This is a genomic window from Hymenobacter radiodurans, assembly GCF_004355185.1.
Taxonomy (GTDB): Bacteria; Bacteroidota; Bacteroidia; order Cytophagales; family Hymenobacteraceae; genus Hymenobacter; species Hymenobacter radiodurans.
The window spans coordinates 4,342,106-4,355,623 of record NZ_CP037922.1 but is presented as its reverse complement, the minus strand read 5'-3'; the positions used below and the strand labels follow the sequence as shown (position 1 = coordinate 4,355,623).

13 protein-coding genes and 1 pseudogene are annotated in these 13,518 nt (G+C 53.5%); 11 read left to right on the top strand and 3 right to left on the bottom strand.

Features of this window, described 5'->3' with window-relative positions; all coding sequences use genetic code 11:
• The first annotated feature begins 1 nt into the window (after nt 1).
• Both atpA and atpG read left to right on the top strand, forming a co-directional pair.
• Nucleotides 2–1,582: a F0F1 ATP synthase subunit alpha gene (gene atpA / locus EPD59_RS19755; RefSeq protein ID WP_133274279.1), complete on the top strand. Its 1,581-nt coding sequence runs from the start codon at nt 2–4 to the stop codon at nt 1,580–1,582.
• Nucleotides 1,583–1,667: 85 nt separating this feature from the next.
• Nucleotides 1,668–2,561 carry an ATP synthase F1 subunit gamma gene (gene atpG, locus EPD59_RS19750; RefSeq protein ID WP_133274278.1) on the top strand — a complete coding sequence of 298 codons (894 nt, stop codon included), beginning with the start codon at nt 1,668–1,670 and terminating at the stop codon, nt 2,559–2,561.
• A 66-nt stretch (nt 2,562–2,627) separates the two neighbouring features.
• Here the strand turns inward: atpG and EPD59_RS19745 are convergent, their stop codons facing one another.
• Nucleotides 2,628–3,353 (bottom strand): HAD family hydrolase, encoded by a 726-nt coding sequence (locus EPD59_RS19745; protein WP_165963672.1) that lies wholly within the window; start codon nt 3,351–3,353, stop codon nt 2,628–2,630.
• A gap of 167 nt (nt 3,354–3,520) precedes the next feature.
• On the opposite strand from EPD59_RS19745, the gene EPD59_RS23350 reads away from it, so the two are divergent.
• The 6 genes from EPD59_RS23350 to EPD59_RS19720 all read left to right on the top strand — a co-directional run bounded on the left by EPD59_RS23350 (nt 3,521) and on the right by EPD59_RS19720 (nt 7,720).
• Nucleotides 3,521–4,348: an alkaline phosphatase family protein gene (locus tag EPD59_RS23350; protein WP_262712915.1), complete on the top strand. Its 828-nt coding sequence runs from the start codon at nt 3,521–3,523 to the stop codon at nt 4,346–4,348.
• Between the two features lie 50 nt (nt 4,349–4,398).
• Nucleotides 4,399–5,229: an alkaline phosphatase family protein gene (locus EPD59_RS23345; RefSeq protein WP_262712914.1), complete on the top strand. Its 831-nt coding sequence runs from the start codon at nt 4,399–4,401 to the stop codon at nt 5,227–5,229.
• A 181-nt stretch (nt 5,230–5,410) separates the two neighbouring features.
• Complete coding sequence (locus EPD59_RS19735; protein WP_133274276.1) at nt 5,411–5,998, top strand: inorganic diphosphatase; 588 nt, start codon at nt 5,411–5,413, stop codon at nt 5,996–5,998.
• 87 nt (nt 5,999–6,085) lie between these two features.
• Entirely contained in the window at nt 6,086–6,769 is a 684-nt protein-coding gene (locus tag EPD59_RS19730; protein ID WP_133274275.1) for a DUF6766 family protein, read from the top strand.
• Nucleotides 6,770–6,782: 13 nt separating this feature from the next.
• A complete protein-coding gene (locus EPD59_RS19725; RefSeq protein WP_133274274.1) occupies nt 6,783–7,190 on the top strand; it encodes a hypothetical protein in 408 nt (135 codons plus the stop codon).
• Complete coding sequence (locus EPD59_RS19720) at nt 7,187–7,720, top strand: UbiA prenyltransferase family protein (protein ID WP_133274273.1); 534 nt, start codon at nt 7,187–7,189, stop codon at nt 7,718–7,720. The genes EPD59_RS19725 and EPD59_RS19720 overlap by 4 nt, the downstream gene beginning before the upstream one ends.
• Before the next feature lie 31 nt (nt 7,721–7,751).
• Here the strand turns inward: EPD59_RS19720 and EPD59_RS19715 are convergent, their stop codons facing one another.
• Nucleotides 7,752–9,266 (bottom strand): NAD(P)H-hydrate dehydratase, encoded by a 1,515-nt coding sequence (locus EPD59_RS19715; RefSeq protein WP_133274272.1) that lies wholly within the window; start codon nt 9,264–9,266, stop codon nt 7,752–7,754.
• Nucleotides 9,267–9,410: 144 nt separating this feature from the next.
• Here EPD59_RS19715 and EPD59_RS19710 point away from each other — a divergent pair, with 144 nt between their 5' ends.
• From EPD59_RS19710 to sdaAA, 3 genes and pseudogenes are all read left to right on the top strand, one after another.
• Nucleotides 9,411–10,646 (top strand): hypothetical protein, encoded by a 1,236-nt coding sequence (locus EPD59_RS19710; RefSeq protein ID WP_133274271.1) that lies wholly within the window; start codon nt 9,411–9,413, stop codon nt 10,644–10,646.
• Nucleotides 10,647–10,760: 114 nt separating this feature from the next.
• Nucleotides 10,761–11,217, top strand: a pseudogene (msrB, locus tag EPD59_RS19705) (peptide-methionine (R)-S-oxide reductase MsrB).
• 184 nt (nt 11,218–11,401) lie between these two features.
• Nucleotides 11,402–12,310 (top strand): L-serine ammonia-lyase, iron-sulfur-dependent, subunit alpha, encoded by a 909-nt coding sequence (sdaAA, locus tag EPD59_RS19700; RefSeq protein ID WP_133274270.1) that lies wholly within the window; start codon nt 11,402–11,404, stop codon nt 12,308–12,310.
• A 64-nt stretch (nt 12,311–12,374) separates the two neighbouring features.
• On the opposite strand, the gene EPD59_RS19695 is transcribed toward sdaAA, so the two are convergent.
• The gene (locus EPD59_RS19695; RefSeq protein ID WP_133274269.1) at nt 12,375–13,460 is read right to left on the bottom strand and encodes a hypothetical protein; all 1,086 of its coding nucleotides are present in this window, start codon (nt 13,458–13,460) and stop codon (nt 12,375–12,377) included.
• Nucleotides 13,461–13,518: the final 58 nt, after the last annotated feature.

Below are 13,518 nucleotides of genomic sequence, written 5' to 3'. Positions count from 1 at the left end.
CATGGCAGAAGTACGTCCGGATGAAGTATCCGCCATCCTGCGGGAGCAGTTGTCCAATTTCAAGACCGCAGCCGAACTTGAAGAAGTCGGCACGGTGCTGCAGGTGGGCGACGGTGTAGCCCGCATCTACGGACTGGGCAATGCCCAGTCGGGGGAATTGCTAGAATTTGAAAACGGCCTGCAAGCCCTAGTTCTTAACCTTGAAGAAGACAACGTAGGTGCCGTAATGCTCGGCGACTACAGCGATATTCGTGAGGGAGCTACGGTACGCCGCACAAATAAAATTGCCTCCATCAAAGTAGGTGAAGGCATTATTGGCCGTGTGGTAAACACACTCGGTCAGCCCATCGACGGTCGTGGTCCAATTGCTGGTGAACTGTATGAAATGCCCTTAGAGCGCAAAGCTCCCGGTGTTATCTACCGTCAGCCAGTAAACGAGCCACTGCAAACGGGTATCAAGGCTATCGACGCCATGATTCCGATTGGCCGTGGCCAGCGTGAATTGATCATCGGTGACCGTCAGACGGGAAAGTCTACCGTTGCTCTTGACGCTATTCTGAATCAGCGCGAGTTCTTCGAGCGTGGTGAGCCCGTATTCTGCATTTATGTAGCCGTAGGTCAGAAGGCTTCTACGGTTGCTCAGGTAGTAAACGCTCTGCAGCGCGGTGGCGCTATGGACTATACAGTGGTTGTTGCGGCTTCGGCTTCTGACCCAGCTCCGATGCAGTTCTTTGCTCCCTTCACAGGTGCTGCTATCGGTGAGTTCTTCCGCGATACTGGTCGCCCAGCACTGGTTGTATATGATGACTTATCAAAGCAAGCTGTGGCTTACCGTGAGGTGTCGTTGCTGCTACGTCGTCCTCCAGGCCGCGAGGCATATCCTGGTGACGTATTCTATCTGCATAGCCGTTTGCTGGAGCGTGCCGCGAAGATTAATGCTTCCGACACTATCGCCCGCGACATGAACGACTTACCTGAGAGCATTAAGCACCTGGTAAAAGGCGGTGGTTCACTGACAGCTCTTCCCCTGATCGAGACTCAAGCTGGTGACGTATCAGCCTATATCCCGACCAACGTAATCTCGATTACAGACGGCCAGATCTTCTTGGAAACCAACTTGTTCAACTCCGGTGTGCGTCCTGCTATTAACGTGGGTATATCGGTGTCGCGCGTAGGAGGTAACGCTCAGATCAAGTCGATGAAGAAAGTTGCCGGTACGCTGAAGCTGGACCAAGCCCAGTTCCGTGAACTAGAGGCTTTCGCCAAGTTCGGTTCCGACCTCGATGCTTCTACTAAGCTCACGATTGAGCGTGGCCGTCGCAACTTGGAGATTCTGAAGCAGCCTCAGTTCTCGCCTGTCAAGGTGGAAGATCAGGTAGCCATTATCTATGCTGCTACCAATGGCTTGCTAGACAATGTGCCCGTTGAGAAGGTTCGCGCCTTCGAGATTGAGTTCCGCCAAGTTATGCAAACCCGTCATCCTGAGGCGTTACAAGCGCTGAAAGCAGGTAAGCTCGACGACAGCATCACAAACGCTATCCGTCAGGTAGCGAAGGATTTGTCGGCGTCTTACGCAAAATAAATAGTTAGATACCTGGTAACTAAATGAGACTGCTCCTGGAGCTAATCATTCAGTTATCAGGTGTTCAACAAGTTGATAATCTAGAATGGCTAGTTTAAAAGAAGTTCGCAGCCGCATCATATCGGTGCAGAGCACGCAGCAAATCACCAAAGCCATGAAAATGGTGGCGGCGGCGAAGCTGCGCCGCGCACAGGATAACATCCTGCGCATGCGCCCGTACGCCCAGCGGCTAAACAGCATTCTGAGCAATCTGACTAGCTCAGCCGAAAGCGGAGTAGAAAGCGAATACAGCGCGCAGCGCGAAGTGCGTCGTGTGCTTGTCATAGCTATTACTTCTGACCGTGGCTTGGCGGGTGCCTTCAATAGCAACATTTTTAAAGGCGTAAATCAACTGTTAGCAAGCCGTTATAGCACTCAGGCGGCGGCTGGCAACGTAACCGTATTGGCTATTGGTAAGCGTGCTCACGAATATTTCGTGCGTCGCCGTCTACCGATGCTGGGCAATTACAACCACGTTTTTGGCTCTTTGTCATTCGATACGGTGCGCGTGGCGGCTGAGGAAGCAATGGAAGGTTTCCGTTCCGGTCAGTTCGACGAGGTAACTATGGTGTACAACGAGTTCAAAAACGTAGCGACGCAAATAGTACGCGCGGAGCAGTTGTTGCCTCTCGTAGCCGTTGAGGCACCCGTTACGGCAACGCCTACTGCGAATGTTGACTACATTTTTGAGCCCTCGAAAGAGGAAATCGTGCAAACCCTTATTCCGCAGTCGTTGAAGGTGCAGCTATATAAGGCTGTGCTGGAAAGCAACGCCTCAGAGCACGGTGCCCGTATGACGGCCATGGATAAGGCTACTGAAAACGCTGGTGAGTTGTTGAAGTCCCTGAAACTCACGTACAACCGTACGCGTCAGGCGGCAATTACCACTGAGATTCTTGAAATTGTGGGTGGTGCAGAAGCACTAGCTGCGAGTCGCTAGAAAAATTTACTTCCATAAAAAAGCCCCCAGAAACATTCTGGGGGCTTTTTTATGGAAGATGTGGTCCTAAAGTTTTGCATACTGACGTTGTGCCAATTGCTTATCAGGCTTCGGTGCACTAGGGAACTGCTCTACAAGATCCAGCACATCCTGGGGGGTAATTTCGGTGAAGTCCTTAATGACTTTCATGGGGTTTTGAAACTTGCTCGCTTTCACGCTCGTGCTAAGGCAAACGCAACGCATGCCCGCCTTGTAGGCTGATTGCTCACCCAGTACGGCATCTTCAAATACAATACACCGTTCCGGCGCTACCTTGAGCTGCTTGGCGGCAACGGTGAACGTGTCGGCATGGGGCTTGCCCCGCTCTACATCGGCCTTGCCCGTAATGGTATCGAACAAGTGGCGGAGGTGTAGATGGTCGATGATGTATTCAATCGTTTCGGGCGGCGAAGCTGTGCCGAGGCCTATTTTGAAACCTGCGGCCCGCGCGGCCGTCAGGAAGTCGGTGAGGCCAGCTGCCTCGCGACGCTTATTCCAATAGAGTACCCGGTACAGAAACTCGCGTTGGTCAGCGTATTTCTTGAGGTCTTTTTCGGGTACCGTATGCCGAAAAACAGTTTTCAAAATATTGGTGGCTGGCATACCATTTAGGCGCTCCAGCAGCCGGCGTGCATTGGTTGTCAAGTCATGTTCGCGAAATAGGAGCTGAAAGGCGCGAGCTTGGTAAGCAGTATTATCAATTAAAACCCCATCCATATCAAAGATGAGGGCATAGTCGGAAGCGGTGGCCATGCAGGAAGGCATTGATTTAATAAAACGGTAATCTGCCAGTTTACGGCAAGCGGGCTATTTCGGCTGTGAGGTCAAAGATTACGGACGCGGGCGGCTATCTTTGCGGCCGCAAACGCTGGCTTTTGTCGCCAACCGCAAGAAGCCAGGCGGTTACACACGCTACTGTTTTGAAAAAGAGCCTATTCCTGTTGCTAGCCGCCGTCTTGGCAGCGCCGACTTTTGCCCAGAAAAAGGGAAAGTCCCTTGACCGCCCGAAGCTGGTGGTGGGCATTGTGGTCGACCAAATGCGCTACGATTACCTCTATCGCTATTGGGATAAATATGGAACAGGAGGCTTTAGACGGCTGCTTGGCGAAGGATTCAGCTACGAGAACACGCATTACAACTACGTGCCTACCTACACTGGACCGGGCCACGCCAGCATTTATACAGGCACTACGCCCTCCGTTCACGGTATTGTGGGCAACAATTGGTTTGTACGGGAGGCGGGGCGCGCCACGTATGTAACCGAGGACAAGACGGTGCAGTCGGTGGGCGGAACAGCGGAGGCGGGGCAACAGTCGCCGCGCCATATGCTTACCAGCACCATCACCGACGAGCTGCGGCTAGCCACCAATTTTCAGGCGAAAGTAATTGGGGTCTCCATGAAGGATCGGGGCTCCATTCTGCCAGCTGGTCATTCCGCTACCGGTGCGTATTGGTACGATGGGGTCAATGGCGCCTTTATTACCAGTACCTTTTACCAAACCAGCTTGCCTGAGTGGGTGACTAAGTTTAACGAACGAAATCTGCCGGCTCAATACCTAGACAAGTCCTGGACTACGTTACTGCCCATCGGGCAGTACACGGAGAGCACCGCCGATGATGTGCCTTGGGAAGGACCGTTCAGAGGAGAAGCCAAGCCGGTATTTCCGCATGACTTGCCTACGCTAAGTGCTGCTCCGACCACACAGACGAAGACCACATTGCAAACCGCTGGCGAAAAGCCCCCTTAGCGTCGGCTCGTAACCTCGACCTGATTCGCTCCACGCCATTTGGCAACACCTTGTCCCTTGATTTTGCCATGGAAGCAATTCGGGCAGAGAAACTGGGCCAGCGGGGCATAACCGATTTTCTGGCTCTGAGCTTTTCCTCGACTGATTACGTGGGGCACCAGTTTGGGCCTAATTCCATTGAGGCGGAAGACACCTATCTGCGGCTGGACTTGGAAATAAAACGGTTGCTCGATTATTTGGATAAAACAGTTGGCAAGGGCAACGCCCTGATTTTCCTGTCGGCTGACCATGGCGCGGCACACTCGCCCGACTTTCTGCGCAGCCACCGCATCCCGGCGGGCTCGGTGGGGCCGCGCATCATGCGTGACTCGGTGCAGCGCGAACTGGTGCGCCGACATGGGGCCGGTAACTGGGTGTTGGCTTACGATAATCAACAGGTATATCTCAACCGTCCGCTTATTGCTGAGCGCAAACAAAACTTACGGCAGTTTCAGGACGAGGTAGCTGATATTGTGTTGAGGTTTGCGGGCGTGACGCGTGCCATTACCTCCGACGATTTGCAGAAGTCACACTGGGAAAGCGGTATGCTGATGTTCTTAGAAAACGGTTTTTTCCCCAAGCGCAGCGGCGACGTGCTGGTCGTGCTGGAGCCCGGCTGGTTGGAATCGTATGCTTATCCGGTAAATCGGGGCACCACCCACGGCTCATCGGGCAACTACGATACCCATGTGCCGTTAGTGTTCTGGGGCTGGCACGTGCGCCACGGCGAATCGCGCGCTCCGGCTGCTATTACCGATATTGCACCCACAATTGCCAGCTGGCTCCACATTCAGGAACCGGATGGCTGCACGGGAAAGCCGTTGGTAGAGGTATTGCGTTAGCTTTAATTAGAGGCTGGATTAATTAGATACACGCAGCTTTTTATCATCTCACGGCATCTTCACGCCAGCTAATCCGTACGCACCTGCGGCCTGATAATCTTTTGCCTATTTCAAACTCGCGCACGTAGCGGTGGCTGAGTTTTACTTCTGATTTCAAGATTTTACTTTCTCTTTCACAATAATGACTCACTTTAACCCCTGGCACGATGTAGAGCGCGGTGATAACGCTCCGAACGTTGTAAATGGCATCATCGAAATCCCGAAGGGTTCGAAAGGCAAATACGAGTTGGATAAGGCCAGCGGCCTGCTCAAACTGGACCGCGTGCTATTCTCAGCAGTGCATTATCCTGCCGCTTACGGCTTTATTCCTCAAACCTACTGCGACGATAAAGACCCCCTCGATATCCTGGTTATCTGCTCCGTTGATGTGGTGCCCATGTGTATCATTGAGGCTAAAGTCATTGGCGTGATGCAGATGATTGACCAGAATGAGGAGGACGACAAGATTATTGCCGTAGCCGCCAACGATATTTCGGTGAACCACTTCAATGACATCGCCGATTTGCCCCCCCATACCTTGCGCGAGATGCGCCGGTTCTTTGAGGACTATAAAGCCTTGGAAAACAAGCAAGTGTCGGTAGAGCGCTTCATGGGCCGCGAAGATGCTTACCGCATCATCGCCGACAGCATTAAGCTCTACAACGATACGTTTCCCCTAGGTGGCGCGACGCCGCCCGTGAAGCCTCGCCCGGCAGGCGTTGAGTTGTAAAAAGGATATTTCTGTGCTTTAAAGCGGTCTGCTGGTGATTCACTGGCAGACCGCTTATCTTTTTGGGGCTCTGTCGTAAGGCGGTGTATGCCTACCCACCCACCTGCATCACCCGTATGGCGCTGGCTCTACGAGAACAGCCTTTCGCTTGTCGTAACTACTTTAGTCGTGCTTACGCTTGTGGGTCAGTTCTTTACGGGGTGGCATGATTACAACGATGAACTGAAGCAGATGCAGCTCGCGCCACTTTCGTTGGGGCAATATTTTCAATCGGGCCACTTTATAGAAGCCACGTTTGAGAACTGGGAAAGCGAGTTTCTGCAAATGGGCCTCTATGTGCTGCTCACCGTCTGGTTGCGGCAGCGAGGCTCTTCCGAATCCAAAAAGCTATACGAGGAAGAAGAAGTTGACCAAGATCCTGACCCCAATAAGAAGGATGCGCCAAGCGCTGTAAAGCGCGGTGGCTGGGTATTGAAGCTGTATCAAAACTCACTTAGCTTAACCTTTTTCCTGCTATTTCTGGGCGCATTGTACCTGCATGCTTTGGGTGGAGCAGAAGTATACAACATTGAGCAGGTACATGAAGGCGAAGCTCAGGTAAGCGTGTGGGGGTATATGCAAACCTCCCGGTTTTGGTTTGAATCGCTACAAAACTGGCAGAGCGAGTTCCTGTCCATTGTTTCCATTGTAGTCTTATCCATCTTTCTGCGTCAGAAAGGCTCGCCCGAATCAAAGCCGGTAGATGCGAGCTACGCCGAAACGGGCAAATAGCGGAACTGTATCTTTGGAGCTGCGCGTTGCCCTTTTTGCCCCCGCTTGCCTACCCGCTGCCATGCACGATAGTATCGAAAAATCGCCGGCTCCTGTTTCTGCCTTTGCGGGCCTGAAGCGGTGGACCGATGCTGTGCTGTATAGTAGCATGCTAGTATCGGCGGCGGCGGCGGGGCTTACCTGGGCTACATTCCTATTCTGGCGCGTGCATATTCCGGCTAGGCTGGGAATAATGATTTTTGCCGCCACGCTATTCCTGTACAATATCGATAGTGTGCTGCCCTATAAGCACCGCCAACAGCTGGTGCTGTCGGGCCGCAAGCTCTGGATGATTCAGCACCGCCGTGAGCTGTTTATGTTGGCCTTAGCCGCATTAGTGGTTGCTGGGGGCTTTTTTGGCTGGATGGTTGGAAACCCATGATTGGTTTTCTGGCTCATCTGGCCGCTATATCACTACTGTATTCATTGCCCGTCGTGCGTATTCGTGGCCGGTGGCGAGCCCTGCGCGATTTGCCGCTGCTCAAAGTGTTCCTGATTGCTTATGTCTGGGCGGCCGTCACCGTCTGGATTCCGGCTCTTTACCTGCACAAAACCTTGACCGCGCCCGTAGTACTCGTGCTTTTCGCACGCCGCTTTTTCTTTATTCTGGCGTTGGCTTTCGTATTTGATATCCGCGACTATACCAAAGACCTGTTGAGCGGCACCCACACGTTTCCGGGGCTTTTTGGAGTAAAGGCCACCAAACTATTAGCCTTACTAGCTTTAGCCGTCGCGGGCGTCCTCATCCCTCAGGGCGTCACGCCGCTTTATTTGCTAGTGCTTACCATCCCAATTGCCTTGGCCGCAGTAATCGTATGGTACGCAGATGAAATGCGCCCCGATTACTACTTCGCGGTGTTGGCCGATGGGGTCATGTTGGTGCAGTTTCTAGCAGTATACTGGGTATCCTGAACTGCTTTTAGCGCCAAATCAACTAACACCCTCAAAACGGCTCTTTGGTCGTTAATTCCGCCAAAGCTGGTCCGATGAAACGTGTGATATCGCCCGCTATTAAGCCTGCTTCACCGGTTGATTGGGCTGCTAAATCGCCGGCGCGGCCATGCGCGTAGATGCCGACCAAGGCGGCGTCGAGGGGGGAGAGCGGCTGGGCCCGCAATGCCGTAAGAATGCCCGTGAGCACGTCGCCGGAACCGCCCGTAGCCATGCCAGGGTTGCCGGTGCTGTTGAAATAAAGAGTGCCATCGGGCGTGCCCAGGCACGTGTTCGCGCCCTTCAGAACGGTATAGCAGCTATGCTGTTGGCAAAATTCGCGTAGCAAATCGAGCCGATGATAATCGTCGCGGGCCGGTCCGGCGAGGCGTTCAAATTCCTTGGGGTGAGGCGTGAGCAGCGAATCAGCGGGAAGTGCGGCCAACAACTCCCGGTTTTCGGCCAATATATTCAAGGCATCGGCGTCCAGCACGAGCGGTACTTTCGCTTCGCGCAGAAGTTGCGCCAACACCTGCTGGGGGGCTTTTTCTTTGCCCAGGCCGGGCCCGATTCCGATACTAGAGTAAGGCGCAAGATCGGGTAGCTCAGATAGGAAATCGGCAGAAGGGTCGGTGAGGCACATGGCCTCCGGCACCGCCGTTTGCAACACATTGTAGCCTACAGACGGAACGCGCACGGTAAGCAGACCCACGCCGCTCCGCAGGCAAGCCTGGGCGGCTAGTACGGCGGCACCTATCTTGCCCTTGCTGCCCGCTAGCAACAAGGCGTGGCCATACGTGCCTTTATGCGCAAAGCGTGCCCGCTTTTGAAGCCGTCCGGCTACTAAGTTGGCGTCAAGAAAGTGAAGCTTGGTTTCGGTTTCCTCAATGAACGTCTGGTCCAAATCGATAGGTAGCACATGCCATTGGCCAACATATGCCGCATTGTGAGGCAGCATGAACGCCAGCTTCGGCAACTCAAAGCTGACCGTGTGGCGGGCCCGCACGATGGCGCTTTCAGCGGGTTGGGGCGCATCGGACAACAGCCCGGACGGAATATCCACGGCGACTACGCGTGCCTGGGCGGCGTTCAGGTGCTGCACGACGGTGGCTGCCAAGCCTTCCAGAGGCCGCGTCAGACCAGTGCCAAACAGCGCGTCAATTACGAGGGTGCCCGCCGGGATGGGGGGCAAATCTGTAGCTGATAGCTCAGTAGCTATTACCTCGGGGGGCAATTTTTGGAAATTCTTCTGAAAATCGGCCGACTGCTTTTCAGAAGGCAGCACGGCAACCCTTACCTTATAGTCGCGGCCGTATAACCGGCGGGCTACCACCAACCCGTCGCCGCCGTTGTTGCCGGGGCCACAGAGGATGAGTATTTCACCCGCTTCCTGGGGCGACTGCCGCGCGGTGAGCCAATCGGTGAATATGGTAGCAGCTCGCTCCATGAGAGCTTCAGAGCTGATGCCTTCAGCTTGAATGGTAGCCTGGTCGGCGGCGCGGGTTTGGGCGGCGGTAAGAATCTTCATGAGAGGGTGTAGCGTGAAAATCGGCAGTGCGTTGCGCTGCGGTCTGATTTCCTGTTTGTTGATCCATAAATCATACGCTAATCTTACAGTAGAAAATGAATGTTATAAGCTTGGGTCCTTACGTGTATAGAGTAATTGAACTACATGAAAAAATATGTACTCGTCCTATGCTTTTTGTTGCTTGTAGCAAGCGCAATAGCCTTTTTTACCTTAAAGGCTGAGGGTAAGCTGCGTACACTGCCGCCTGATAGCATCAGTTATAAGTTTTCTTCTACCATTAAGGAAGAGATAAAGAGTGGAAAACCAGGTGCCAATCAATTTGCCGCTTGGGAATACGCTTACATTGGTGAATATCAGGCGGCCTTGCTGGCTTGGGACGGTGTAGCTGGCCCGCCGCGTCGTTTATCAGCTTCTGATAGCCTAGACTTCGTTGCCCTACAGCCAGTGGATGCGTTGAGCTATATCCTGGCGCGGGCTCGCACCGAACGAATTATTATCATTAATGAGGCTCATCACAATCCTCTACATCGAGCGTTCACTGCTTCGCTGCTTCCCGACTTAGCTAAGCTAGGGTTTCGGTATTTGGCGGTTGAGGGACTCAGTGAGCGTGATTCGTTGCTGAATGAGCGTGGCTACCCGATAACCGAAACTGGCTATTATACCAAGGAGCCACAGTTTGGACGGGTATTGCGCACTGCCACTCAGAGCGGTTATACAATGGTACCCTATGATTACGGTGCCGACCATAGCGGCCCAATGGAGGCACAGATAAAATCTCGAGAAACCGCGCAGGCACACAATATTCAGCGTATTCTGCAAGCCGATCCTGAAGCGAAAATTGTCGTTCACTGCGGCTTCAGCCACGTAAATGAAGGGCCAGATGGAATGGTTGGGCAGCCGGCAATGGCCACTCTCCTCCGGGCACTAACTGGCATTAATCCTTTCACCATCGACCAGACGGCCCTTACGGAAGCGGGTACCATTGGCGGGGAGGAAGCCGTGTATCGCCTGGTGAAGGCAACCAACAGTTCTGTATTCCTGAATGCTCAGGACAAAAAGCCGTTTGCCCAAGCCAACCATACAATGTCGGTTGATGTAAATGTTTATCACCCACGCACTAAATACCGGGCTGGTCGGCCAAAATGGGTCTTCAGCGCGGCCTATAAGCCCGTGCCCGTTGTCGAACCCATTCGTGTGGGCTATCCTTGTTTGATACTGGCCTATGCTACCTCCGAAAACCTGGCCCAAGCCATCCCGGTGGATATTGTGGAGTTTCAGGGGCCACAGGACAATAAGTCATTATCTCTGAACAAGGGAGAATTCACATTAGTAGCTAAAGGCAAAGGGGGAAATAGTCAAACTTGGACTATCAAGAATTAGCCCCCAAAGCTTGATAAGTAGTTTGGCTTGAATGGGATGGGCCTGCAAACTTCTTGATCAGTTGTTGCGTTTTGCTATCGTTACTCTTATCTAACCTGACCCAACCGCAAGACTATGCAAACCTGGAACGACGTCATTCGCCTTGCCAATAATGGAAATATGCCCCCGAGCGCCGCGTGGTGAAAACCGATGCCGAGTGGAAGGCCCAACTTACCCCGAGCAATACCACGTCACGCGCGAGCATGGTACGGAGCGCGCTTTTAGTGGCGAATACTGCGAAGCCCATGAAGCTGGCTTATATGCTTGCGTATGCTGCGGCACCCCGCTCTACGACTCGCGCACTAAGTTTGAATCGGGTACGGGCTGGCCGAGCTTTACCCAGCCGGTGCAAGAAAATGCCATCAAGTACAAGAAGGACACCAGCTATGGCATGACCCGCGTGGAAGTGCTGTGCAACGTATGCGACGCCCACCAGGGCCACGTGTTCCCCGACGGTCCGCCCCCCAGTGGCTTGCGTTTATGCATCAATTCGGCCTCCGTTCAACTGGTACAAGAGCCGCAAAAAGCGTAGGCAAAGCAGTAGAGGCATTCCTCTTTATTCAGCCCAAGTGTAAAAGCAGCTATCTTGATCAGGTAGCTGCTTTTTTGTGCAGCAGACGGCACGGCTACTGCCGAAATTATCGCGATTTTTGCACCCCTCTCTTCTGTTTCGCGTTGAAATAAAGAGTTTCCACCCACTTTTGCTCCCACCCACCATGTCCTTATTATTCAATGATTTTGCTAGCTGGGAAGCGCATTGCACCCGTACCGGTGAGGCGCTGTATCAGCCCGTATTAGCCTACGAGATCGAGCAGAAAGGCCGCACCGAAGAGGAAATCTGGACGGGCGTGCAGCGGGCCTATGACGTGATGCGCGAAGCCGTGCATACCGGCCTCACCGAGGATATGACTTCCCGCTCAGGTATGGTAAACAACGGTGCCAAGAAGATTGCGGCCTCGCCGGTTACGGTGCTGTCGCCTGAGTTTAAGCAGCTTATTACTAGAGCGTTGGGAGCAAAGGAAGTGAATTCCTGCATGGGCCGGGTAGTAGCCGCGCCCACAGCTGGAGCCTCTGGTATTCTGCCTGGCGTGCTGGTCACGCTTCAGGATTTGCATAAACTCGACGATCATAAAATTCATGAAGGCTTGCTGGTGGCGGCCGGCATTGCGCTCATTATCGAGCAGAATGCTTCACTGGCCGGAGCTGTGGGCGGCTGCCAAGCCGAAACCGGCAGCGCGGCAGCTATGGGCGCCGGCGCTATTGTTTACTGCCTAGGAGGCGACGTGGAGCAAACCTTCGCGGCCGTAGCCATTACTATTCAGTGTATGCTGGGCCTCATCTGCGACCCGGTGGCGGGCCTAGTGGAAGTGCCGTGCGTAGTGCGCAATGCCTCAGCGGCAGCTATTGCTTTCTCCTCCGCTCAAATTGCCATTGCCGGCGTCAACCCAGTTATTCCCGTCGATCAATGCGTGATGGCGCTGGGGGAAGTAGGGCAGAGCATGGAAACCCGCTATAAGGAAACCGCTTTGGGTGGCCTTGCCAACACGCCCCGTGGCCGCGAAATAGAGCAGCGGGTATTGGTGCAAGACATCAACATTTTGCCCGACGAGGAAAACAATTATTGAGTTAATTTTTATGAATAAAAAAGCCCCCCAGAAGTTTCCGGGGGGCTTTTTTACGCCGCATAGTTCACTTGTCAGCTTCTTTGGTGTCATCGGCCTGGGGCGTAATCGGTTTTAGGTCCGGTGCCATCGTAAGCTTAGCCAGATACTCCACCGCGTGCGAGTAATGCCTACGCAGCAGATGATACTTTTCCCACGCTGCTTCTTTATCCGACACCAGTGGAATGCTGGTTTCGGCCAGAAGGTCATAAGTCCGCATAAACTCGTCACGTTGCGGGTCTTTCATAGGATCATTTTCCCCGCCATACTTTTCCGGTGTCGAGCGAATACGCTCCTGAAAGTAGCGCGATACCCGGTTGAGCGCAACGCAGCCGGCTTTAAAGCATAGTTCGATCTTCGGGTCGCGGCGCTGATCGACGGTGCTCATGATGAGGGCGGCCGCGTCGAGGAGCGTGCCCATCGCCGTTATCCACGAGCGGCCCGACTGGGGCGAGCGGAAATAAACTAATACGGGGAGCGAGGTGTGGTTCTCCTCCAACTCTACAAACCATTCTTCCCAGGCTTCCCACTGTGGTCCGTCGTCGAGCAGGGAGCCCGTACGATTAAGCCAGATCAGCAGAACGGGGGCCGACATTGGTGTGCCAGCCCGGCGCTCCAGGCGAGCTACCACTAGCTCGCGCCGCGAATAGGCTTGGTAGATAGTTGGCAAATAGGAGATGAGTAGGGTAAGCAACAGCAGCCCAAAGGTTGCTTCGGAGTAGGTTAAAATGCTGCCCGCTATGGATTTAGCATCATCAGAACCCAAGGTAAGCAAGGCACTATTGCTGATTTTAAAGCACTCAATTAACGAGCCTTCGCCAATTCCCCAATAAATACCTGTGTAGCCCACGGCCACCATCAGAAGCCAGCTTATCTCCAACATAATCAGGCTGGTAGGAGCGTACATAGCCATTATGCGGTCGCGCTGGGCGAAGGTGTTAAACAGCGAAGTAAGGCTGCTAAACAGGCGCCGAATAATTAGGTAAGTCCACTTGTTGGTGATTACCAAGTCGTTGCGCGGCAATACGAAGGAGCGAATGGCTCCCATTACGGTATAAATAACCAAGGCAGCTCCGGCTGCAAAAGCCAGAACTCGCAGTAACAAATCGAGCATAAGAACTAAGAATAGCGCACGGGTATGCCGCTTCTCTACTCTAGTTCAGCTCCGAGGG

Excerpts from the sequence above, each read along its gene's own strand:
- atpA (WP_133274279.1), top strand. The coding sequence starts at position 2 with ATGGCAGAAGTACGTCCGGATGAAGTATCCGCCATCCTGCGGGAGCAG.
- atpG (WP_133274278.1), top strand. The coding sequence starts at position 1,668 with ATGGCTAGTTTAAAAGAAGTTCGCAGCCGCATCATATCGGTGCAGAGC.
- EPD59_RS19745 (WP_165963672.1), bottom strand. The coding sequence starts at position 3,353 with ATGGCCACCGCTTCCGACTATGCCCTCATCTTTGATATGGATGGGGTT.
- EPD59_RS19735 (WP_133274276.1), top strand. The coding sequence starts at position 5,411 with ATGACTCACTTTAACCCCTGGCACGATGTAGAGCGCGGTGATAACGCT.
- EPD59_RS19730 (WP_133274275.1), top strand. The coding sequence starts at position 6,086 with ATGCCTACCCACCCACCTGCATCACCCGTATGGCGCTGGCTCTACGAG.
- EPD59_RS19720 (WP_133274273.1), top strand. The coding sequence starts at position 7,187 with ATGATTGGTTTTCTGGCTCATCTGGCCGCTATATCACTACTGTATTCA.
- EPD59_RS19715 (WP_133274272.1), bottom strand. The coding sequence starts at position 9,266 with ATGAAGATTCTTACCGCCGCCCAAACCCGCGCCGCCGACCAGGCTACC.
- EPD59_RS19710 (WP_133274271.1), top strand. The coding sequence starts at position 9,411 with ATGAAAAAATATGTACTCGTCCTATGCTTTTTGTTGCTTGTAGCAAGC.
- sdaAA (WP_133274270.1), top strand. The coding sequence starts at position 11,402 with ATGTCCTTATTATTCAATGATTTTGCTAGCTGGGAAGCGCATTGCACC.
- EPD59_RS19695 (WP_133274269.1), bottom strand. The coding sequence starts at position 13,460 with ATGCTCGATTTGTTACTGCGAGTTCTGGCTTTTGCAGCCGGAGCTGCC.